Annotated in this window: 21 protein-coding genes; 10 read left to right on the forward strand and 11 right to left on the reverse strand. The window is 51.5% G+C overall.

Annotated features, from left to right (window positions below):
- Positions 1-37 precede the first annotated feature (37 nt).
- Entirely contained in the window at positions 38-826 is a 789-nt protein-coding gene (locus WHR59_RS15330; protein WP_043015797.1) for an AraC family transcriptional regulator, read from the reverse strand.
- A gap of 13 nt (positions 827-839) precedes the next feature.
- The gene (locus WHR59_RS15335; RefSeq protein ID WP_075144915.1) at positions 840-1,391 is read right to left on the reverse strand and encodes a YbhB/YbcL family Raf kinase inhibitor-like protein; all 552 of its coding nucleotides are present in this window, start codon (positions 1,389-1,391) and stop codon (positions 840-842) included.
- Between the two features lie 214 nt (positions 1,392-1,605).
- On the opposite strand from WHR59_RS15335, the gene rlmI reads away from it, so the two are divergent.
- Together rlmI and hspQ are read left to right on the forward strand one after the other, a co-directional pair.
- The gene (gene rlmI, locus WHR59_RS15340; RefSeq protein ID WP_075144916.1) at positions 1,606-2,817 is read left to right on the forward strand and encodes a 23S rRNA (cytosine(1962)-C(5))-methyltransferase RlmI; all 1,212 of its coding nucleotides are present in this window, start codon (positions 1,606-1,608) and stop codon (positions 2,815-2,817) included.
- Between the two features lie 57 nt (positions 2,818-2,874).
- The gene (gene hspQ, locus WHR59_RS15345) at positions 2,875-3,192 is read left to right on the forward strand and encodes a heat shock protein HspQ (protein ID WP_043015794.1); all 318 of its coding nucleotides are present in this window, start codon (positions 2,875-2,877) and stop codon (positions 3,190-3,192) included.
- Between the two features lie 67 nt (positions 3,193-3,259).
- Here hspQ and WHR59_RS15350 read toward each other — a convergent pair whose 3' ends face one another.
- On the reverse strand, positions 3,260-3,673 hold the full coding sequence (locus WHR59_RS15350; protein WP_006685217.1) for a CoA-binding protein: 414 nt from the start codon (positions 3,671-3,673) through the stop codon (positions 3,260-3,262).
- A gap of 171 nt (positions 3,674-3,844) precedes the next feature.
- On the opposite strand from WHR59_RS15350, the gene csgI reads away from it, so the two are divergent.
- Together csgI and mgsA are read left to right on the forward strand one after the other, a co-directional pair.
- Positions 3,845-4,507: a curli synthesis inhibitor gene (gene csgI, locus WHR59_RS15355; protein WP_043015793.1), complete on the forward strand. Its 663-nt coding sequence runs from the start codon at positions 3,845-3,847 to the stop codon at positions 4,505-4,507.
- 93 nt (positions 4,508-4,600) lie between these two features.
- Positions 4,601-5,059 (forward strand): methylglyoxal synthase, encoded by a 459-nt coding sequence (mgsA, locus tag WHR59_RS15360; protein WP_016152487.1) that lies wholly within the window; start codon positions 4,601-4,603, stop codon positions 5,057-5,059.
- A 32-nt stretch (positions 5,060-5,091) separates the two neighbouring features.
- Here mgsA and helD read toward each other — a convergent pair whose 3' ends face one another.
- Positions 5,092-7,146 carry a DNA helicase IV gene (helD, locus tag WHR59_RS15365; RefSeq protein ID WP_172862878.1) on the reverse strand — a complete coding sequence of 685 codons (2,055 nt, stop codon included), beginning with the start codon at positions 7,144-7,146 and terminating at the stop codon, positions 5,092-5,094.
- Between the two features lie 125 nt (positions 7,147-7,271).
- On the opposite strand from helD, the gene WHR59_RS15370 reads away from it, so the two are divergent.
- Both WHR59_RS15370 and yccS read left to right on the forward strand, forming a co-directional pair.
- Positions 7,272-7,718, forward strand: a complete 447-nt coding sequence (locus WHR59_RS15370; protein ID WP_016152485.1) for a YccF domain-containing protein — start codon at positions 7,272-7,274, stop codon at positions 7,716-7,718.
- A gap of 18 nt (positions 7,719-7,736) precedes the next feature.
- The gene (gene yccS, locus WHR59_RS15375) at positions 7,737-9,890 is read left to right on the forward strand and encodes a YccS family putative transporter (protein WP_043017873.1); all 2,154 of its coding nucleotides are present in this window, start codon (positions 7,737-7,739) and stop codon (positions 9,888-9,890) included.
- On the opposite strand, the gene WHR59_RS15380 is transcribed toward yccS, so the two are convergent.
- The gene (locus WHR59_RS15380) at positions 9,868-10,482 is read right to left on the reverse strand and encodes a TfoX/Sxy family DNA transformation protein (protein WP_043015791.1); all 615 of its coding nucleotides are present in this window, start codon (positions 10,480-10,482) and stop codon (positions 9,868-9,870) included. The genes yccS and WHR59_RS15380 overlap by 23 nt on opposite strands.
- A gap of 216 nt (positions 10,483-10,698) precedes the next feature.
- Between WHR59_RS15380 and sulA the strand changes: the two genes are divergently transcribed.
- Both sulA and ompA read left to right on the forward strand, forming a co-directional pair.
- Positions 10,699-11,208, forward strand: a complete 510-nt coding sequence (gene sulA, locus WHR59_RS15385; protein WP_043015790.1) for an SOS-induced cell division inhibitor SulA — start codon at positions 10,699-10,701, stop codon at positions 11,206-11,208.
- A gap of 357 nt (positions 11,209-11,565) precedes the next feature.
- A complete protein-coding gene (gene ompA, locus WHR59_RS15390) occupies positions 11,566-12,624 on the forward strand; it encodes a porin OmpA (protein WP_016156137.1) in 1,059 nt (352 codons plus the stop codon).
- Positions 12,625-12,719: 95 nt separating this feature from the next.
- Here the strand turns inward: ompA and matP are convergent, their stop codons facing one another.
- Positions 12,720-13,172 (reverse strand): macrodomain Ter protein MatP, encoded by a 453-nt coding sequence (gene matP, locus WHR59_RS15395; RefSeq protein WP_043015789.1) that lies wholly within the window; start codon positions 13,170-13,172, stop codon positions 12,720-12,722.
- Positions 13,173-13,357: 185 nt separating this feature from the next.
- Between matP and WHR59_RS15400 the strand changes: the two genes are divergently transcribed.
- Positions 13,358-15,118, forward strand: a complete 1,761-nt coding sequence (locus WHR59_RS15400) for an AAA family ATPase (RefSeq protein WP_181230579.1) — start codon at positions 13,358-13,360, stop codon at positions 15,116-15,118.
- A gap of 68 nt (positions 15,119-15,186) precedes the next feature.
- Positions 15,187-15,705 carry a bifunctional 3-hydroxydecanoyl-ACP dehydratase/trans-2-decenoyl-ACP isomerase gene (fabA, locus tag WHR59_RS15405; protein ID WP_003035875.1) on the forward strand — a complete coding sequence of 173 codons (519 nt, stop codon included), beginning with the start codon at positions 15,187-15,189 and terminating at the stop codon, positions 15,703-15,705.
- 117 nt (positions 15,706-15,822) lie between these two features.
- Here the strand turns inward: fabA and rmf are convergent, their stop codons facing one another.
- The 5 genes from rmf to WHR59_RS15430 form a co-directional block, all read right to left on the reverse strand.
- Entirely contained in the window at positions 15,823-15,990 is a 168-nt protein-coding gene (rmf, locus tag WHR59_RS15410; protein ID WP_003035871.1) for a ribosome modulation factor, read from the reverse strand.
- A 257-nt stretch (positions 15,991-16,247) separates the two neighbouring features.
- On the reverse strand, positions 16,248-16,811 hold the full coding sequence (gene pqiC, locus WHR59_RS15415) for a membrane integrity-associated transporter subunit PqiC (protein ID WP_043015787.1): 564 nt from the start codon (positions 16,809-16,811) through the stop codon (positions 16,248-16,250).
- Positions 16,808-18,448, reverse strand: a complete 1,641-nt coding sequence (gene pqiB / locus WHR59_RS15420) for an intermembrane transport protein PqiB (RefSeq protein WP_043015786.1) — start codon at positions 18,446-18,448, stop codon at positions 16,808-16,810. Before pqiB ends, pqiC begins: the two co-directional genes overlap by 4 nt.
- A gap of 4 nt (positions 18,449-18,452) precedes the next feature.
- On the reverse strand, positions 18,453-19,706 hold the full coding sequence (gene pqiA, locus WHR59_RS15425) for a membrane integrity-associated transporter subunit PqiA (protein ID WP_043015785.1): 1,254 nt from the start codon (positions 19,704-19,706) through the stop codon (positions 18,453-18,455).
- Between the two features lie 15 nt (positions 19,707-19,721).
- Positions 19,722-21,629 carry an ABC transporter ATP-binding protein gene (locus WHR59_RS15430; RefSeq protein ID WP_338843269.1) on the reverse strand — a complete coding sequence of 636 codons (1,908 nt, stop codon included), beginning with the start codon at positions 21,627-21,629 and terminating at the stop codon, positions 19,722-19,724.
- Positions 21,630-21,633: the final 4 nt, after the last annotated feature.

A 21,633-nucleotide genomic window follows, 5' to 3' on the forward strand; every position in this document is an offset into this window, starting at 1 on the left:
CCTTATCAACGTAAATGAAGGAACAGGTACCGAGGCCTCATCGCACCTGTTTCGGCAGACATCCGTAATGCTGGCGAAATCTTGCAGTAAATCGTGAACCTGACAGATAGCCACAGCGTAACGCAATTTCGCCAATCGGCAGCGTGGTCGACTGTAGTTGAGAGAGCGCACAGGACATGCGCACCTCCTCGACTATCTGCCGGTAACTCTGCGATTCCATCTGTAATCGTCTGCGTAACGTCGAGGTACCGATAGACAGGTGACCGGCAATCTCCTGAGCTGTCCATAGCTTAGCAGGGGATAACATAATAAGTTGTCGCACCTGTTCAGTAAGATTAAACCGTCGCTCGATAAGCAGAGGCCCTGCCACACCATCATGCAGTAGCGCCAGCAATAATCCCATCGCCTGATGCTCCTGCAATTTTGCAGGTAAGTCCTGGCGTACTGCATCCAGCAGGCTTTCCCACATAAATGCCAGTCCGTTGCTCATTGGCGTACATAGCGACGTCAATTTTGCCGGAGGGAAATCCTCGACCCAGTTATTTTTAAACGCGGTAATGATGCTCGTCGATAGCAACAGCAAATCCGAGCGAAATGCTCCCTGTTCCGGCTGATTAATAATCTCCAGAGGCGTATTCGCCGGGATGATAATCAGCTCACCCGGACCTGCAACCAGACGATTTTCATCCTGAATAATGACCTTACTTCCCTGCGTAATATGGCAAATAGCAGCAGAAAACAGTTTAACCCGATGCAAGCGGTGCAGGTGGCCGGAACGCACCTCAGCGGTGGTAAGGTTGTTATGGCGAAAATGTACATCCTGCACCAGATTATCCTCTTTATTTTCTTGCGTAAGTGGCGGTTAATTCAGCTTTGGCAATCACGTGGCTGTTCAGCATAAAACCGACCAGGGCACCGCTGGCGTTACTGTCAATCGGCAACGCGTCTGTATTTAACGCCCACACGGTAAACTGATAGCGATGAGGTTTATCGCCCGGCGGTGGACAGGCACCACCGAATCCAGCATAACCGAAATCATTGCGTCCCTGAACTGCTCCTGCGGGTAACTTATCCATGCTGGCCCCGCCAGGAAGAGTGTGGATCTGAGCAGGAATATTTACGACGGTCCAGTGCCACCAGCCGCTTCCCGTTGGCGCATCAGGATCAAACAGCGTAATGGCAAAACTTTTGGCATCAGTTGGGGGATTTTGCCAGCTCAGTTGCGGGGAGATATTGTCGCCACTGCAGCCAAATCCCTTAAACACCTGTTTTTGCGTTAACTGCAGGTTAGCGGGTATGTCGGTGCTGTTGAGGCGAAACGTCGAGGCGGCAGAGGCATTAAAACTCAACGCGACAATGGCAGCGGTAGCCAATGAGTAGACAGCTTTCATTGCATTTCCTTTTTCTGATTAAGAAATAGCAATGTAAACGGTGGGCATAAAAGAAACTGTGCCTCTGTGATAGCGTTTTGTGCCGAAACGCTCAACGCCATACGCTGATGATTGACCTCACCATCTGTGCTACTCTACGCGCCATTTTATTTTAATGGTTTCAGGTTGGTACTTTACTCCAGCCCGCGTCACTGTTTGTGAGAGGTTGCTCCGCATGACTGAATCTACAATTCCACATTATCCTCGTTTAGTGTTAGCCAAGGGGCGCGAAAAATCATTACTTCGCCGCCATCCGTGGGTATTTTCCGGTGCTGTCGCCCGTATGGAAGGTAAAGCCAACCTTGGTGAAACCGTTGATATTGTTGACCACCAGGGTAAATGGCTAGCACGCGGTGCCTTCTCACCGGCGTCACAGATCCGTGCACGCGTCTGGACCTTCGACAAGTCTGAATCCATCGATATTGATTTCTTTACCCGTCGTCTGCAGCAGGCTCAGACATGGCGTGACTGGCTGGCGAAAAAGGACGGTCTGGACAGCTATCGTCTGATCGCCGGAGAATCCGATGGTCTGCCGGGTGTCACTATTGACCGCTTCGGCAACTTCCTGGTGTTGCAGTTGCTCAGCGCCGGTGCTGAATATCAACGCGCCGCGCTAATTAGCGCCCTGCAAATTGTTTTCCCTGACTGTGCCATTTATGACCGTAGCGATGTGGCCGTGCGTAAAAAAGAAGGTATGGAGCTGACCCAAGGGCCAGTAACGGGCGAACTGCCGCCTGCCCTGCTGCCTATCGAAGAGCACGGAATGAAGCTGCTGGTTGATATTCAGCATGGTCACAAAACTGGCTATTACCTCGATCAACGCGACAGCCGCCTGGCCACGCGCCGTTATGTGGAGAACCAGCGTGTGCTGAACTGTTTCTCTTATACCGGCGGTTTTGCGGTCTCAGCATTAATGGGCGGATGCCGTCAGGTGGTCAGCGTGGACACCTCTCAGGAAGCGCTCGATATTGCCCGCCAGAACGTTGAACTCAATAAGCTGGATCTGAGTAAAGCCGAATTTGTGCGTGATGATGTGTTCAAACTGCTGCGCGCCTATCGCGATCGCGGTGAGAAATTTGATGTCATCGTGATGGATCCGCCGAAATTTGTCGAAAACAAAAGCCAGTTGATGGGCGCTTGCCGCGGTTATAAAGACATCAATATGCTGGCAATTCAGTTGCTCAACCCTGGCGGCGTACTGCTGACATTTTCCTGCTCTGGGCTGATGACCACCGATTTATTTCAGAAAATCATCGCCGATGCCGCAATAGATGCTGGTCGTGATGTACAATTTATAGAGCAGTTCCGTCAGGCCGCCGATCATCCGGTGATCGCTACCTACCCGGAAGGGCTGTATCTGAAAGGGTTTGCCTGTCGCATCATGTAACTTGAAAAGTGGAATATTACCCTTACATAGAGGGTATCTATTTCCCGGGAGGTGACTATGATTGCCAGCAAATTCGGTATCGGCCAGCAGGTCCGCCATTCCCTGTTAGGTTACCTCGGAGTGGTCGTGGATATCGACCCGGAATATTCGCTTGATGAGCCGTCAGCCGATGAGTTGGCGGTTAACGACGAACTTCGCGCCGCTCCCTGGTATCACGTGGTGATGGAAGACGATAATGGTCTGCCAGTGCATACGTATCTGGCCGAAGCACAGTTGAGTAGCGAACTGCAGGAAGAACATCCGGAGCAACCGTCGATGGATGAACTGGCGCGAACAATCCGTAAACAGCTTCAGGCTCCGCGCCTGCGTAATTGATCCTAACACAGGCCCGATGGCGCTTTGCTTATCGGGCCTGTGCATTTCATACGGCTACAGCCCAATCCTACTTCGCCAGCCCCAGTCGCGGGATCTCGATCGCCGGGCAGCGGTCCATCACTACCGCCAGCCCCGCATCACGCGCCAGCACGGCCGCCTGCTCGTTAATGACGCCAAGCTGCATCCACAGCGTCTTAGCACCAATGGCGATAGCCTCCTGAGCAACGCCCCAGGCCGCTTCAGAATTACGGAAGACATCGACCATATCCACTTTCTCTGGCACATCCGCCAGCGTTGCATAGCCCTGCTGCCCCAGCAGCGTTTTCCCGGCAACCTTCGGTGAAACGGGAATAACGTGATAGCCCTGATCGAGTAAATATTTCATCACGCGATAGCTTGGGCGATCGGGTTTATCGCTTGCGCCAACCAGTGCAATCGTACGGGTAGATGTCAAAATGCCAGCAATATCGGTCTCTTTCATCATTTTCCTCCAGGCTGTTTAGCAAAGTGTACGACAAACCTGCCCCTGCAACCATTCATCCCATACTGGCGCATGAGAGCTAAACTCAAAAATATGTCTATATGTTAGTAAACATGATTATCGAAAAATTTAGATACATGTTTGCAGATATTTTTTGGACAGGAGAAACCTATGAAAGCCGGCATTGTGACAGCCTTAATTGCCCTGTGTTTGCCGGTAACCGTTTTTGCTACCTCTTTACGCCTGTCTAATGATATTGACCTTCTGGTGCTGGACGGAAAAAAAGTCTCCAGCTCATTACTGCGTGGTGCCGAAAGTATTGAGCTGGAAAATGGTCGGCACCAGCTTGTATTTCGTGTAGAAAAAACCATTCGTTTATCGAGTCACGAAGAACGTCTGTACATTTCGCCTCCGCTGGTCATCAGCTTTGATACCCAACTCGTCAGCCAGGTTAATTTCCACCTTCCGCGGCTGAACAATGAGCGGGACGCAACGCATTTCGATGACGCTCCACGCGTGGAACTGCTGGATGGGGATGCCATGCCTATCCCCGTCAAGCTGGATATTTTGTCTATCACCTCCACGGCAAAAATCGTGGATTATGAAATGGAGACTGAACGCTATAACAAAGCGGCTAAACATGCTTCATTACCGCAGTTTGCTACGATGATGGCCGATGACAGTTCGCTACTTTCCGGGGTATCTGAACTGGATCGCGTGCCGCCCCAGTCGCAAACGCTGACCGAGCAGCGTTTAAAATATTGGTTCCAGCAGGCCGACGCACAAACGCGAAGTAACTTTTTGCAATGGGCTCAGAAACAGCCGCCTTCATGACATTTATGTTCGCATACGCATTTTTTTGGTCTTTCTCTTGCAGCGTCAAGAGCTTCCAGTACTCTGTAACCAGGTTAACTTGGGAGCTGTACTATGGAATTAACGACTCGCACATTGCCAGCGCGTAAACACATTGCGTTGGTTGCACACGATCACTGTAAAAAGATGCTGATGAGCTGGGTAGAACGCCACCAGCCGTTGCTGGAAAAGCACGTTCTGTACGCCACAGGAACAACAGGAAACTTGATCCAACGCGCGACAGGAATGGACGTCAACGCCATGCTGAGCGGCCCGATGGGCGGTGACCAGCAGGTAGGTGCGCTGATTTCAGAAGGGAAAATTGATGTGCTGATCTTCTTCTGGGACCCGCTTAACGCCGTACCCCACGATCCTGATGTCAAAGCCCTGTTGCGTCTGGCGACGGTATGGAACATTCCCGTTGCCACCAACGTGTCGACTGCTGATTTTATTATCCAGTCGCCAAACTTCAACGATGCAACGGACATCCTGATCCCGGATTACGCCCGTTATCTGGCAGAACGCCTCAAATAAACGCTAAGCAGGCGGTAATTACCGCCTGCTTTTCAGGGTTTCCGGGTCACCGGAACGTCTAATTGCTTAAGCTCATCAACAAAGCATGATGGCGCGTCTTTGTTAAACAGTAGCCATACCCGATGACGCGCGCGCGTTAGCGCCACATACAGCAAGCGTCTCTCTTCGGCATCCGGGAAATCTTCCACCGCCGGGAGCAATGCCTCTTCCATAATCGACTCGCGGGCCGGGGCTGGAAAACCGTCATTCCCTTCATGAAGCCCCACAACAATAACATAATCCGCCTGCTGTCCTTTACTGGCATGGATAGTCATAAATTCCAGCTGTAGCTTGGGCCAACGAGTGGCTGCTTTCTCCAGACTGGCCGGTTTGAGATGATGGTATCGCGCCAGCACCAAAATTCTCTCGTCTGCCTTTACAAATCCCGACAGCTTATCCAGCAGCAGATCCAGTTGGCTTTCATCGAGCAACGTGACGGCTTTTTTATCGCCAGTCACCAGACTGTTGAGCGGTTTCGTAAGCTGATGGGGGTTTTGCTGGATAAACTGGTTTGCAACTTCGCCAATACGGCTATTAAAACGGTAAGTGGTATCCAGATTACAACGATCACCCTCGCCGAAGTTTTGCTGGAATGCGGTGGTCAACGAAAGCTGAGCCCCGCTGAATCGATATATTGCCTGCCAGTCATCCCCTACGGCGAACAGCGTAGTCTGTGAGTTTTGTTTGCGCAGTGCGGCTAACAAAGCGGCACGCTGAGGAGAAATATCCTGAAATTCATCAACCAGAATGTGCTTCCACGGACTGATAAATCGGCCTTTTTCCAGAATGACAATTGCCTGATGGATCAATCCGGAAAAATCGACGGCATTCTCATCTTTCAGTGCGCCCTTCCAGGCCTTGAGCAGTGGTGACATCAGTTTTATGCGTTTACTGAACAGATCGCGGATCTCCTCCGGAGCATTGGCGATCATCTCCGCCTGCGCTCCGCCATGCATACGCATCAGGCTGACCCAGCGATCCAGCCGGGAAGCCAGCCGGCGTTGCAATTTTTCGTCATCCCAGAAGTTACCTTCAGGTACAGACCACTGCATCTCTTCTTCTAACCATTGCCGCCAGCCCTTGGCCTGCGCCTTTTTCTCACTACACTGTTGACGCCATGTCGTTATAAAAAGTTTGCTGCGAGCAGAGGCATCATTTTCCAGCTTGCTGACCGTCGGGACTTTTTTGCTCCCCTGCGAAATGATGTGTAGCGCCAGTGAATGAAACGTCCGTGCGGTTATCTCTTCCGTATGCAGACGTTCACGGATGCGATCGTCCATCTCCTGGGCCGCTTTACGTCCGAACGCTAACAGCAGGATTTGTTCAGCTGCCGCTTCCCCTCGCGCAAGTAACCAGCCCGCACGGGCGACCAGGACGGATGTTTTTCCGCTTCCGGCACCCGCAAGAACCAATAATGATTGTTCACCATTCACCACCGCCCGCGCCTGGGCCGGATTCAACGGCGAGGATTCAATTTGCTGGAAAAATTCGCCATGCTCTTCCAGCATGGCATCGGTGTACGCCTGGTTGTGCTGTAAGCGACAAGCTTCAATGTCCTTCAACCATGCCTGGCATTGGCGTAACGCTTCACGGCAATTTTCAAATTCTTCCAACCGATTGAGCGGGAGCGGCAGTGCGGCAAAAGCACGACGGATCTGCTGCTGTAGTCCTGACGTCTGCTCGCGCGTCAGCCATTTATTTTCACTGGTACGCGCCGCAATCGCCTCGAGTTGTTGGTGTAAAACTCCCGCAGCGACGTCGCTCATTTCCTGGCTCCACTGCTGCCAGAGCGAATTCAAATGGTGATGAAAGCGCTGGGTTTCCGCCCATTCCGTACCGTGAAGACGTACCACTTTATCGTCCGGGAGTACAAACTCCAGCTCGCCCCATACCAGACCGCGTTTACAATGGATAGCCAGTAACTGATTGAAGGGAATAAGATACTCGTGACGATCGCCGGAAACCTTAATCCCGGCATTAAGAATAACGGCCCGATCGTAAGGGTGTTGTGCCAGACGTTTTCCAAGAGAAGTTGCTTTCAGTTCCATAAGACTCAAGCGGATCCACACGAAGAGATTTGCTTATCAGTGTAACCGCCAGAGAAAACGTGCTCCAGCCCAAAAAAACGTTACAATTGCCGAATTCACAGAAAACCAGAGTTAACCGAGGGTTTATGCGTACTGTTCTGAATATTTTAAATTTTGTGCTCGGTGGATTCGCCACCACCTTAGCCTGGCTACTGGCTACGCTGGTCAGTATCGTGCTTATTTTTACTCTCCCCCTGACCCGCTCCTGCTGGGAAATAACCCGGCTCTCGCTGTTTCCTTATGGCAACGAAGCGATTCATGTCGATGAGCTTAATCCAGCGGGCAAAAACGTCCTGTTGAATACTGGCGGCACGGTGCTCAATATTTTCTGGCTGATTTTTTTCGGCTGGTGGTTGTGCCTGATGCACATAGTCTCCGGTATTGCCCAGTGCATTACGATTATTGGTATCCCGGTAGGCATTGCGAATTTCAAAATCGCGGCGATTGCACTGTGGCCAGTTGGTCGCCGGGTGGTATCCGTAGAAGTAGCTCGCGCAGCGCGTGAAGCTAATGCGCGTCGTCGCTTCGAATAATCAGGACCGATGGCCTTTATGTTAAGTCCTCTGCTCAAACGCTATACCTGGAACAGCACCTGGCTGTACTACGTGCGAATTTTTATCGCACTTTGCGGCACAACGGCGCTGCCCTGGTGGCTGGGCGACGTTAAGCTGACCATTCCGCTCACGCTGGGCATGGTCGCTGCCGCGCTTACCGACCTGGACGATCGTCTTGCAGGCCGCCTGCGCAATTTAATCATCACGCTGGTGTGCTTTTTCATTGCCTCGGCCTCGGTCGAATTGCTCTTCCCATGGCCATGGCTGTTTGCTATTGGGTTAACGCTTTCCACCAGCGGCTTTATACTGCTCGGGGGTTTAGGCCAGCGCTATGCAACCATCGCCTTTGGCGCGTTGCTGATTGCCATTTACACGATGCTGGGCACCTCGCTTTACGATCAGTGGTATCAGCAGCCGATCCTGCTGCTGGCTGGCGCCATTTGGTACAACCTGTTAACCCTGACCGGCCATCTTCTGTTTCCCATCCGCCCCTTGCAGGACAATCTGGCGCGTAGCTACGAACAGTTAGCGCACTACCTGGAACTGAAATCGCGTCTGTTTGATCCCGATATAGAAGATGAAAGCCAGGCGCCGTTGTATGATTTGGCCCTTGCGAATGGGCAACTGATGGCGACGTTAAACCAGACGAAGGTATCTTTGCTGACTCGCCTGCGTGGCGATCGCGGACAGCGCGGAACACGTCGCACGCTACATTACTATTTTGTGGCGCAGGATATTCACGAACGCGCAAGTTCCTCGCATATTCAGTATCAAACGCTGCGCGACCATTTCCGCCACAGCGACGTGATGTTTCGCTTCCAGCGCCTGATGTCGATGCAGGGACAGGCGTGTGCACAACTGTCTCGTTGTATTTTATTACGTACGCCTTATCAGCACGATCCACACTTTGAGCGCGTCTTCACCCATATAGATGCTGCGCTTGAGCGCATGCGCGCGAGTGGTGAGCCTGCCGACCTGCTCAACACGTTGGGATTTTTGCTGTCAAACCTACGGGCCATCGATGCCCAGTTGGCAACCATTGAGTCCGAACAGGCCCAGGTCCTTTCTCGTAATGAGTCTGAAAACCAGCTTGCCGATGACAGTCCGCATGGATTCAGCGATATCTGGTTACGGCTGAGCCGTAATTTCACGCCTGAGTCGGCCCTGTTTCGCCATGCTGTCCGCATGTCGCTGGTACTTTGCGTCGGCTATGCCATTATCCAGATAACCGGCATGAACCACGGGTACTGGATCCTGTTAACCAGCCTGTTTGTCTGCCAGCCAAACTACAACGCCACCCGGCATCGCCTGGCACTCAGGATTATCGGCACATTAGTCGGGATCGCCATTGGTTTACCGATCCTGTGGTTTGTACCTTCTCTCGAAGGGCAACTGATACTCCTGGTGATCACCGGCGTGTTGTTTTTTGCCTTTCGTAACGTTCAGTACGCGCATGCCACCATGTTTATCACGCTGCTGGTACTGCTGTGTTTTAACCTGCTCGGTGAAGGTTTCGAGGTTGCGCTACCGCGCGTGATAGATACGCTGATCGGCTGTGCCATCGCGTGGGCTGCTGTTAGTTTTATCTGGCCAGACTGGCGTTTTCGTAATCTGCCGCGGGTGATTGAACGGGCTACCGACGCTAACTGTCGTTATCTTGATGCTATTCTCGAGCAATACCATCAGGGGCGTGACAATCGTCTGGCATACCGTATCGCCCGTCGTGACGCGCACAATCGTGATGCGGAACTTGCTTCGGTGGTGTCGAATATGTCGAGTGAACCGGATGTCACGGCCCAGACGCGCGAAACGGCGTTTCGCTTGCTGTGTCTTAACCATACGTTTACCAGCTACATTTCCGCTTTGGGCGCACACCGTGAGCAGTTAACTAATCCGGACGTTCTGGCGTTGCTGGATGATGCCGTCTGTTATGTAGATGATGCGCTTCACCATCAACCTGCCGACGAACAGCGCGTATACCAGGCGTTGGACGGTCTGAAGCAGCGAATTCAGCATCTCGAGCCACGTCCGGACAGTAAGGAGCCACTGGTCGTACAGCAAGTTGGGTTACTGATTGCCCTGCTCCCGGAAATTCGGCGTTTACAGCAACAAATTGCCGTGCTGCCATCTAATACCCCGGTTCCGGCGTAAGAGAACTCACCCACTCAACCAGCTCCTGGCGACGCGTCGCCGGGAGCGCGGCTTCATGCACTCCGCCGACCGCCCCTTCAAGGGCATAGAGAATTTTTACCGTCAACGCCGGGTTATTCTGCCGCAGTTTCAACCAGCACATCTGGGCTCCCAGCGATCGCAATGTCCCCTCGTCCTTAATACCTGCTTCGTTTAGCAAGGTCTCCAGATGAAACGTCATATTCGGTAATTCCCGCAGACGATGTTGTGCAAAGCGGCTCTGTTTTTCCTTAACGGCTGCATCCAGTGAATATCGTGATAGCGATACCAACTGCTGCTGGTTTTGCCACAGGGCATCGTTCACCTGGTAATAATTGAGCACAACCGGACGTCCGCGCTTAATAAATGTCAGCCAGACAGGAGAATTTTTCACACAGTACTGTGCGCTCTGCTCACAGGCGCGCAGATATAACTCACCGCTGGCGACCATGGCAAAGACCGTATCGCCAACCGTCAGACTGTAGCCACCAAACAGTGAGCGATAGTGAATTGTTCCCAGAGAAGCCAGATATTCTTGTGATTTATAGATCCTTGCATAAGAAAGCTCTTTCATAAAAATCCTTTTAAATCATAACGTAAGCAAATAATTTGCAGTAACTGATCCGTTAATGACGAAAATAGGCAACTTATGCGTATGGGGCAAGATGAATTTAATGTTTCCCGTGACGACGACTAAAAATTGCGAACCTGTTTCCGAAAATAAGGTTGATCTTTATTGATGGCAGGGTTACTGTATATCCATACAGTAACTCACAGGGCTGGATTGATTATGTACACTTCAGGCTATGCAAATCGTTCTTCGTCGTTCTCTTCCGCATCAAGCAGTATTGCGCGCGTTTCATCAGAGAATGCTACCGCTGGGCTTATCAGTGAAGTGGTCTATCGCGAAGACCAGCCCATGATGACGCAGCTTCTGCTGCTGCCCCTGCTGCAACAGTTAGGGCAGCAATCACGCTGGCAGCTGTGGCTGACCCCTCAGCAAAAATTAAGCCGTGAGTGGGTACAGTCGGCTGGGCTTCCATTGACCAAAGTCATGCAAATCAGCCAGCTCTCCCCCTGCAATACGCTGGAATCGATGGTTCGAGCGCTGCGCACAGGTAACTACAGCGTTGTCATCGGCTGGCTGACGGAAGAATTAACCGAAGATGAACATGCCGAGCTGGTAAAAGCGGCAGATGAAGGTAATGCGATGGGGTTTATCATGCGTCCTGTTCGCGCTCAGACACTTGCGGGGAGACAGCATTCCGGGCTAAAAATTCACTCGAATTTGTATCATTGAGTAAAATTAGGATTTATCCTGGAATTTTTTTTCATGTTTTAAATTGCCGTTGAGCTATAACGTGTTTTCCGGCTGAAGGCCTGTCTGAAGCGGTTTTCAGGAAATCCTCAGTACATTTATTCATCTATAAATGTTAAATATTGTGTATACAAGCCTTTTTTTTTCATATGCCTGACGGACTTCACACTTGTAAGTTTTCAACTACGTTGTAGACTTTACATCGCCAGGGGTGCTCGGCGTAAGCCGCAGATATCGGTAGAGTAACTATTGAACTGGTCCCCGGGTGAAGGATTTAACCGTGTTATCTCTCTTCGGAGATATTCATGGCGAATTTTGGATGATAACGAGGCGCAAAAAATGAAAAAGACAGCTATCGCAATTGCAGTGGCACTGGCTGGTTTCGCTACCGTGGCGCAGGCCGCTCCGAAAGATAACACCTGGTACACTGGTGCTAAACTGGGCTGGTCTCAGTACCATGATATTGGCAACAACCAGATCAACAACTCCGGTCCTACCCACGAAAGTCAACTTGGTGCTGGTGCGTTCGGTGGTTACCAGGTTAACCCGTATGTTGGTTTCGAAATGGGTTACGACTGGTTAGGTCGTATGCCGTACAAAGGCGCTACTGATGCTACCCACAATAACGGCGCTTTCAAAGCTCAGGGCGTTCAGCTGACCGCTAAACTGGGTTACCCAATCACTGACGATCTGGACGTTTATACCCGTCTGGGTGGTATGGTTTGGCGTGCAGACGCTAAAAACAACGAAGGCTTCAAAGACCACGACACTGGTGTATCCCCAGTATTCGCTGGTGGCGTAGAGTATGCAATTACTCCTGAAATCGCTACCCGTCTGGAATACCAGTGGACCAACAACATCGGTGACGCGAACACCGTTGGTGGTCGTCCGGATAACGGTCTGTTGAGCGTTGGTGTTTCTTACCGTTTCGGTCAGCAGGAAGAAGCAGCTCCAGTAGTTGTTGCTCCGGCTCCGGCTCCAGAAGTACAGACCAAGCACTTCACTCTGAAGTCTGACGTTCTGTTCAACTTCAACAAAGCTACTCTGAAACCAGAAGGCCAGCAGGCTCTGGATCAGATGTACAGCCAGCTGAGCAACCTGGATCCGAAAGACGGTTCCGTAGTTGTTCTGGGCTTCACTGACCGCATCGGTTCTGACGCTTACAACCAGGGTCTGTCCGAGAAACGTGCTCAGTCCGTTGTTGATTACCTGATCTCTAAAGGTATTCCTTCTGACAAAATCTCTGCACGTGGCATGGGCGAATCCAACCCGGTTACTGGCAACACCTGTGACAACGTGAAAGCTCGCGCTGCACTGATCGACTGCCTGGCTCCGGATCGCCGTGTTGAGATCGAAGTTAAAGGTATCAAAGACGTTGTAACTCAGCCTCAGGCTTAAGTTATCGTCTTATAAAAAACCCCGCTTTGCGGGGTTTTTTTTCACCTTTTATCAGTCAAAGCATCACTGTAAACAAACATATTGCCATTCTGTCGTTATTCTTTTCCCAGCAGCGCCTGCAAATCCTGCTTCAATGTCGACATTTTGTTCGCGTACTTTTCTTTATGCTCCGCATCTTCAATCAATTGCACAATGGTTTCAGAAAGCGTTTTTCCACGCCGCTGCGCAAGTCCTGCTAAGCGCTGCCAGACCATAAATTCCAGATCGATTGATTTCTTTCGCGTATGCTGATGCTCAGCGTTAAAGTGCCGCTTACGCCGCGCTCGTATGGTTTGTTTCATACGATTTAGCAGCGCAGAGTTCATGTGTTCTTCAATCCAGGAGTTAACCCGAACCGGTTCATTTTCGAGGGTTAGCAACAAATCAACGGCTTCTTCGGCAGCGCTGGCCTCTACGTAACGGGTGATTAATTCCCCCTCACGATGCTTCTTCACCAGATACTTCCATTTCCAGCCGCTTTCAAGGTTTTCAAGTTGTTGATATTTCATTGCGATCTCAATGTTACCGTGTAACTCTTATCAGAATATCAGCTTTTTCGGCATCTGAAGAAAAGAATATCCAGCCTGTGAACTGTCGCGTGCCATCACATCCGTTTCACGGCGCTTTCCACGTGTGCAGTGATGATGGTTACGGTATAATCTCGTTTTTTACAACAGACTAAAAAACATCAACTTTGACCATTACGAAACTTGCATGGCGTGATCTGGTTCCTGATACCGATAGTTATCAGGAAGTATTTGCACAGCCGCACGTCACTGACGACACCGATACCTTACTTAGTGAGACTCAGCCACGTTTACAATTTGCGCTAGAGCAGCTTCTACAGCACTGGACGACGTCCTCGTTTATGCTGGTAAAAGCGCCGGAAGAGCTTGAGTATATCGACCTTATCGCAAAGGCTGCACGGCCTCTGCATTCAGATGCAGGAAGTCTCACCGGGGGGCATTATGATATCTCCGGTCACACTATCCGCTATCGTGCGGCTGAGAGAGCAGAAGACAATTTTGCCACGTTAACTCAGGTAGTCAGCGCTGACTGGGTTGAAGCCGAACAACTGTTTGGCTGTCTGCGCCAGTTCAACGGCGAAGTTACCCTGCAGCCAGGTCTTGTGCACCAGGCCAACGGTGGTGTGCTGGTTATTTCATTGCGCACCCTGCTGGCCCAACCATTGCTGTGGATGCGCCTGAAAGCCATTGTCAGCCACGAGCGTTTTGACTGGGTAGCTTTTGATGAGTCTCGCCCACTGCCCGTCTCCGTTCCATCTATGCCCCTTAAACTGAAAGTGGTATTAGTCGGTGAGCGTGAATCACTGGCAGATTTCCAGGACATGGAACCTGAGCTGGCTGAGCAGGCTATTTATAGCGAGTTTGAAGATAATCTGCAGATTGTGGATGCCGAAACCATGACGCAGTGGTGTCAGTGGGTAACGCATACCGCGACGCGCAATAATTTACCCTACCCAGCCCCTGATGCCTGGCAAGTGCTAATCCGTGAAGCTGTTCGCTATACCGGTGAACAGGATACATTGCCGCTTAATCCGCTGTGGATAACCCGGCAGTTCAAAGAAGTAGCACCGTTATGCAAGAGCGAAACCTGCAATGCTGAGCAGTTCAGCCTGATGCTGGCCCAGCGCGAATGGCGAGAAGGTTTCCTCGCCGAACGTATGCAGGATGAGATCTTGCAGGAACAGATCCTGATCGAGACGGAAGGCGAGCGTATCGGCCAAATCAACGCCCTGTCGGTGATTGAATTTCCTGGCCACCCACGCGCATTTGGAGAACCTTCACGCATCAGTTGTGTGGTTCACATTGGCGATGGCGAATTTACGGATATTGAGCGCAAAGCCGAGCTCGGCGGAAATATTCACGCGAAGGGGATGATGATTATGCAGGCGTTCCTGATGTCGGAACTCCAGCTTGAGCAGCAAATCCCCTTCTCCGCCTCGCTGACCTTTGAGCAATCCTACAGCGAAGTGGATGGCGACAGTGCGTCCATGGCCGAACTGTGCGCATTAATTAGCGCCCTCGCCGACGTTCCTGTTAATCAAAGCATCGCCATTACCGGTTCTGTCGATCAGTTTGGTCGGGCGCAACCTGTTGGCGGTCTGAACGAGAAAATTGAAGGTTTCTTCACCATCTGCCAACAGCGTGAGCTAACAGGGACGCAGGGCGTTATCATTCCTTCAGCGAACGTCAGACATCTGAGCCTGCAGCCCGCACTGCTACAGGCCATAGAAGAAGAAAAATTCACTATCTGGGCGGTGGACGACGTAACCGATGCGCTGCCACTGTTATTAAATCTGGTGTGGGATGGCGAAGGCCAGACAACGCTGATGCAAACTATCCAGGAGCGTATTGCTACGGCAACGCAACAGGAAGGTCGTCACCGTTTTCCCTGGCCGCTACGCTGGCTGAACTGGATTATTCCGAACTGATCGGACTTGTTCAGCGTACACGTGTTAGCTATCCTGCGTGCTTCAATAAAATAAGGCTTACAGAGAACATGGTAGATAAACGCGAATCCTATACAAAAGAAGACCTTCTTGCCTCTGGTCGCGGTGAGCTGTTTGGCGCAAAAGGGCCACAACTGCCTGCACCAAGCATGCTGATGATGGACCGTGTCATCAAAATGACCGAAACCGGCGGCAACTTTGACAAAGGTTATGTTGAAGCTGAACTGGATATCAACCCGGACCTGTGGTTCTTCGGATGCCACTTTATCGGCGATCCTGTGATGCCAGGCTGCCTGGGTCTGGATGCCATGTGGCAGCTGGTTGGATTCTATCTCGGCTGGCTGGGCGGCGAAGGTAAAGGCCGCGCGCTGGGCGTAGGCGAAGTTAAATTCACCGGCCAGGTTCTGCCGACCGCGAAGAAAGTCACTTACCGCATTCACTTCAAACGCATCGTCAACCGTCGACTGATCATGGGCCTGGCTGATGGTGAAGTGCTGGTTGATGGTCGTCTGATCTACACCGCTAACGATCTGAAAGTGGGTCTGTTCCAGGACACTTCCGCGTTCTAATTTGCAGACTGGCTATAGGCCTGACAAGACGCCTGGCGTCGGCCTAAGATACTAATCAGGTCTGTAAAAGGCGAAACCTCCGCTCTGCGGAGGTTTCTTTTATCTAAAGAGACAGAATCAGGCCATTAAAACCCTATCCCCCATGGCTTCTCGCCAGCCTCCCAGCCAGTATGACCTCTGATTCAGCGTCTGATAGGGACACATTTCTTTTGAGCGTCCGGCAATGCCGGCCTGATATCCACGTTGATGTGCCCGTTCCAGGCGATCTCGTTTTTGTCTCTTCATGCCTCGTTTCCCTCATCTTTGGGTCTGGTGGAAAAGAAAACAGTGATTACTAAGTGTGCAATCACACTAAAACGAATACCCCTAAACATCAGGCTCGTCAATGCGCAAAATTCACGCCAGTGTCATATTTGTGAGCTACCCGCAAAATCATTTGTACAAAAATAATCAGTCAGAACAGCTATCTCCACGGCTAAAAAAATAAAAAAAACCGCCCCGGGCAATGAACCAGGGGCGGCATAATTTACAATTATTTAAGCTTAAGGGATGCGTTTCAGCTCTTGAGCAATAGCCGTCGCTTCCTGACTCCAGGCGTTGGCAAGAACCTTCACCATCTCATCGTAGCCGTCTTTGGTCTGCACAGCTTCGATGTGGAATGGACGTTTGATCAACTGTCCCTGGTGATTCAGTAGCCATTCACCGCTGACGATAACCTTACCATCGTACCGACCGTGGAACCCGGTTACGGTAACGTTCAGCGTGTCCTGAGTGCTTCCCAGCGGCTGCGAAGCGACCACCCAACCAGGCAACTGCATACTGAGGTTCGCCACCAGCGTATTACGCAGTTGCTGATCTAATGGACTGGCCCAGAGATTATTATTCGCTATCACATATTGCACATCGCTGGTCTGGTAAACCACCCCATTGCCCGCCAGATAGTCCGGGACAGCAATCTGCTCAACCCACAGCAGACGATTACCCTGGTTGGCAGAGCTTTGTACGCCCCCTTGCGTGATAGGAAGCTGGTAATAGCTTTTATTTTCTCCGCTGGAGCTGCATGACGTCAGCCAGACCGCCATCATCACCACTAGCCACTTTTTCATTGTTTCGCCCTCTTCGGCTCTGGATCTTTTTTGTCCTTCGCTTCAAATACCAGCGCGTTGCTCTTATCGTTCAGCGTTTTCAGTACCGGCTGCAGTTCACGCAGCACCTGATCCAGACGCTGCATATCCGCTACCATCTTGTTGTAGGCGGCGGACCCCGGCTGGAAGCCCTGCATGCTACGATTCAGTTCACGCAGCGTGTTCTGCATATCCGCTGGCAGATCCTGCATCGACTGGCTGGACGTGATCTTATTCATGTTGTCCAGTGTGGTCTGCAGATGCTTCATCGTGCGCTGACTTTCGGACAACGTATTGGTCGCCTGCTCAATCATCGGATTCAACGGCAGATTGTTAATCTTATCCAGCGCTTCCATCAGACGTTGCTGGATCTGCGCCAGACCGCCGCTCACGGTCGGAATGATTTGATAGCCATTAAATTCGCGCACGCCGGTAATTGGCGGTTCTTTCGGGTAGAAGTCGAGATCAACATACAGCGCGCCGGTCACCAGGTTCCCGGTTTTCAGCGATGCCCGTAATCCGCGTTTAAGCAGTTGCTCCAGATGAGCGCCAACATCAGTGTCCTCTCCCAGTTGCGCCTTCAGACGTTCTGGTTCAATACGAACCAGCACCGGAATACGGTAATCATTGTTGAATACCTGGCGCATATTCGGTGAGAAGAAAGGTACTTTACTTACCGTACCCAAACGGATGCCTCTGAATTCCAGCGGCGCGCCAGGCTGCAGGCCACGAATCGAATCTTTAAAGAACATCAGGTAATCAATATGATCGGTATACAGGGAGTCCTGAATACTTTTTTGATCGTCATAAAGATTAAACGCGGACTGTTGCGCGACCGGTTCGCCCTGCTCTAAGCCTTCCGGCACATCAAAACTTACGCCACCGCCAAACAGCGTGGAGAGCGATCCCATTTCCACACGCATACCTGCCGAAGTAAGATCCACGGCGATCCCGCTGTCTTTCCAGAAACGTACATTGCTGGTCACCAGACGGTCGTTAGGCGCATTGATGAAAAGCTGGTAGCTGATCGTACGCTTTTGCGCATCAAATGTGCTGGTTTCAACCGAACCCACACGATAGCCACGGAACAGGACGGGATCACCAGGGCTCAACTGACCGGCTTTTTTGCTGTCCAGAATCACACGGATCCCTTTCGCATCTGGCGGCGCAAGCGGCGGTGAATCCAGCAGTTGGTAATTTTCCAGCTTGCTTCCTTTATTGCCAGGCTGCAGTTCAATATAAGCCCCGGACAATAGCGTGCCGAGCCCACTGATACCTTCACGTCCAACCTGCGGCTTCACCACCCAAAAGACCGAATCTTTATGCAGCAGTTTTTCCATACCGGAGTTAAGACGCGCTTTAATCTCCACATGGGTCAAATCATCCGTCAGGGTTGCGCTCTCGACGATACCGACATCAACGCTGCGGCTCTTAATCGTCGTTTTACCCCCTTCAATACCTTCGGCATTGGTGGTAATCAGCGTGACTTGTGGCCCCTGATGGCTGTAGTGATAAAACAGAACCCAGGCGCCAATAAGCGCAGTGACGATAGGAAATATCCACACGGGCGACCAGTTTTTTACCTTTTGCACTTTGGCTTCCCCACTTTTAGATTCCATGCTGTCAGGACTCCTCATGGCCTGGTTCTGGTTCACGATCCCACGACAGACGCGGATCAAATGTCATCGCAGAAAACATTGTCATAATGACGACTAAAGCAAACATCAAAGCACCCATCGCAGGATAAATATTCATTAACCCTCCCATGCGCACCAGCGCAGAGAGTACCGCAATCACAAAAACGTCAATCATTGACCAGCGACCGACAAATTCCACAACTTCATAAATCAGGTGCATACGTTCACTGTCGCGTTTGCCATGCCCTTTGGCGTCCCAGCATAGCCAGGCAATGGCGATCATTTTCAACGTCGGCACCATAATACTGGCGATAAAAATAACCGCAGCCACCGGATAAGAGCCTTCGCTCCAGATTAAAACCACGCCCTCGAGTATTGTTGACGGCAGCTTTGACCCGAGCAGATCGGTAATCATGATTGGCAGAATATTGGCCGGAAGATAAAGCATGATCGACGTAAACAGTAATGCCAATGTCCATTGCAGACTGTTTTTACGCCGCACATAACCTTTCGTCTGACAGCGCGGGCATACCCGTTCGTCAGCGGGAAGAATAGCAGTGCAGCAGGAGCAGGAACGCAGCCCCTGTCGAATGCCGGGTACGCCAGGTTTCAAGACCTGCTTAATCACCGGCATTGGCGCAATATCATCCCACAGCCAGCGGCGGTCAACGCACTGGAATGCGCGCAGTTGCAGAACGCAAAAGAAGCACCACGGAATAAAACTGCTGCCCACGCCGATATCGCCGTAGGCCATCAGCTTAACGAAGCTGACCAGCACGCCAGCGAGGAAGATTTCCGCCATCCCCCAGCTTTTTAACTGAAACAGAACGCGCGCAAGACCCGCTTTAAGTCTGCCGGGCATCTGCACCCGATTCACCAGCAGCAGAATAGTCAGCAGACAAAACGCGGGAACCAATTGCACAAATAATAAAAAGAAGGTGCCCAGACTGGCGTAGTCTTCCGAAAAGAGAACGCTTGGGATCTCCAGCAACGTGACTTCGCTGCTCACCCCTGCGACATTCATATTCACAAAGGGAAAGAGGTTTGATAAAAGCAGCATGAACAATGCTGCTAACACATAGGCGGTAGGACGCTGCCGTGGCGCGTCCCACTCAACCGTTAATGTAGTGCCACATCGTGGACATGCCGCTTTCTGACCATGCTCAAGGCGAGGTAACGCCACCAGCATGTCACACTGCGAGCACAGAATATGCTTCGCGGCATGGTGATGTTCGCACATATGTGCTCCTTTAAATTATGCGCCACTCTTCAAAGACTCAAGATACTCCCAGCGCTCAAAGGCTTGCTCAAGTTCTTGTTCTGCTTCGTTCAGGTTAGCTAATACCTGTTGCGTTTGCTCGTGCGGCTGACTGAAAAAAGCGGCGTCAGCGACCTGAGCTTGTAATGCTTCCAGTTTAGCTTCCAGTTCTTCAAGCAGCGCGGGGAACTGCTCCAGTTCGCGCTGCAGTTTATAGCTTAGTTTGCTCGTGCCACGTTTGACAATTTCTGCTTTAGGAGCAACAGCTTCCTCTGTTTTTTTAGCGATCGGTTGTTTAAACGCCACATACTGAGATTGCTGGCTACGCGCGTCATGGTAACCGCCGACATAACGACCAATTTTGCCGCCGCCTTCGAAGATCCAGCATTCAGTAACGGTATTATCCACAAACTGACGGTCGTGGCTCACCAACAGCACGGTGCCCTGGTAGCTATCAATCAGCTCTTCAAGCAGTTCCAGCGTTTCGACGTCCAGATCGTTGGTTGGTTCATCGAGAATCAAAAGATTACTGGGTTTCAGGAACAAACGCGCCAACAACAGGCGGTTTCGTTCTCCGCCAGAGAGCGCACGCACTGGTGTCATCGCGCGTTTCGGATGGAACAGGAAGTCCTGCAGGTAACCCAGCACGTGGCGAGGTTTGCCGTTAACCATCACCTCTTGCTTACCTTCAGCCAGGTTGTCCATCACGGTTTTGTCCGGATCCAGCTCGGCGCGGTGCTGATCGAAATAAGCGACTTCCAGCTTGGTTCCGACATGAATGCGTCCGCTGTCAGCCTGAAGCTGACCTAGCATCAGCTTCAGCAGCGTCGTTTTGCCGCAGCCGTTAGGTCCGATTAGCGCAATCTTGTCGCTACGCTGCACCTGCGCGGAGAAATCTTTCACCAGTTGCTTTCCGTCAACCTGGTAATCAACATTTTCCATTTCGAAGACAATCTTGCCAGAACGGCTCGCCTCTTCGACCTGCATCTTCGCCGTGCCCATCACTTCGCGACGTTCGCCACGCTCGCGACGCATGGCTTTCAGCGCACGCACTCGGCCTTCGTTACGGGTACGACGCGCCTTGATGCCCTGACGGATCCAGACTTCCTCCTGCGCCAACTTGCGATCAAATTCCGCGTTTTGGAGATCTTCTACCCGCAGCGCTTCCTCTTTATCCAGCAGATATTGATCGTAATTCCCCGGATAGGTCACCAGCTTGCCACGGTCGAGATCGACAATGCGTGTCGCCATATTGCGAATAAATGAACGGTCGTGGGAAATAAAAATAATCGTCCCATTGAACGTTTTCAGGAACCCTTCCAGCCAGTCGATGGTTTCAATATCCAGGTGGTTCGTGGGTTCATCCAGCAGCAATACGCGCGGGTTGCTCACTAACGCGCGGCCCAGCGCCGCCTTACGCAGCCAGCCGCCCGAAAGCGAAGAAAGCGCGGCGTTAGGATCCAGGCCCAGTTGCGCCAGCACTTCATTAATGCGACTTTCGAGCTGCCACAGATTGTGGTGATCGAGCATTTCCTGAACCCGCGCCATCTCATTCAGGTTTCTGTCACTCGGGTCGGTCATCACCAGACGCGAAATATCGTGATAACGCTTCAGATACTCGGCCTGTTCCTCAATACCTTCGGCAACGAAGTCATAGACGCTGCCCTCGACATTACGCGGCGGATCCTGTTGCAGACGCGCTACAACCAGGTCCTGCTCATAAATAATACGTCCGTCGTCAAGACCCTGTTCACGGTTCAGGATCTTCATCAACGTCGACTTGCCTGCGCCATTACGGCCTACCAGACAGACGCGTTCGTTATCTTCGATATGCAGTTCTGCATTATCAAGAAGCGGGGCATCGCTGAACGACAGCCATGCACCATGCATACTGATCAATGACATCTAT

Origin of the sequence: Citrobacter europaeus (assembly GCF_037482245.1) — a bacterium.
In the GTDB taxonomy this organism is placed as follows: Bacteria; Pseudomonadota; Gammaproteobacteria; order Enterobacterales; family Enterobacteriaceae; genus Citrobacter; species Citrobacter europaeus.